Origin of the sequence: Candidatus Protofrankia californiensis (assembly GCF_900634765.1) — a bacterium.
Lineage (GTDB): Bacteria > Actinomycetota > Actinomycetes > Frankiales > Frankiaceae > Protofrankia > Protofrankia californiensis.
This window is the reverse complement of the sequence record NZ_CAAAFT010000449.1, coordinates 1,190-1,829: the sequence shown is the minus strand read 5'-3', so window position 1 is coordinate 1,829 and position 640 is coordinate 1,190. Positions and strand designations below refer to the sequence as shown.

Annotated in this window: 1 protein-coding gene and 1 pseudogene; both read left to right on the top strand. The window is 70.2% G+C overall.

Annotated elements, in window-relative coordinates:
• Window positions 1–230, top strand: a pseudogene (locus DD1DGNOD_RS23330) (hypothetical protein); the annotation flags it as partial.
• Between the two features lie 11 nt (window positions 231–241).
• Entirely contained in the window at window positions 242–418 is a 177-nt protein-coding gene (locus DD1DGNOD_RS27460; RefSeq protein WP_165036979.1) for a hypothetical protein, read from the top strand.
• Window positions 419–640 lie beyond the last annotated feature (222 nt).

Genomic DNA, 640 nt, shown 5'->3' with positions numbered 1-640 from the left:
CTCTGGTGGCGGTGCGGCCGGTGGCGGTGCGGCCGGTGACGCCGGGGGGAGCGCCCCCCGACCCGCCGGCCAGGGCGGACCGGTTCACCCCGGGCGCGGGCAGGCTGCCGGGCCGCCACCGCACGCCTGGGGAGAGGGCGACCGTGCACGACCCCAGGCGCCCCTCGCGCCGCGCCGCACCCGTCGTCCTCGTCGTCCCCGGCGGCCGCGAATACCGGGAAAGCGGCTGATCGTTCTTCTTTTGCTGATCTTTCTGGTGATGTCCGGCATCGACCAGCTGGGGCGTATCTGGGACGATCAGCGGGGCCGGCTGTGGGAACAGGTCTGGACCCACCTGGAGGACGGTTTCCAGCACGAGGTCGTCGACCGCTTGCGTAACACCGTCGACGACATCCGCGACGGATCCGATCGGAGCTGATCGGAGCTGATGTGGTGGAGGTGAGTCGTGGAGGGCGGTGAGAACGAGGCGACCCGCCGTACCATCACAGGGTGAGCCTTGTGGATGCCGGCAGTGGTTTTCCGTCAGTGCAGGCGGGTCCGTCAACTCCGGGAACACCGGTGACCGGTGACTCGGAGATTTCGTCCGTGCTCGCGCGCGCCGCGGACGGTGGGCGAATCACCGCCGAAGAGGCGCTGTTGC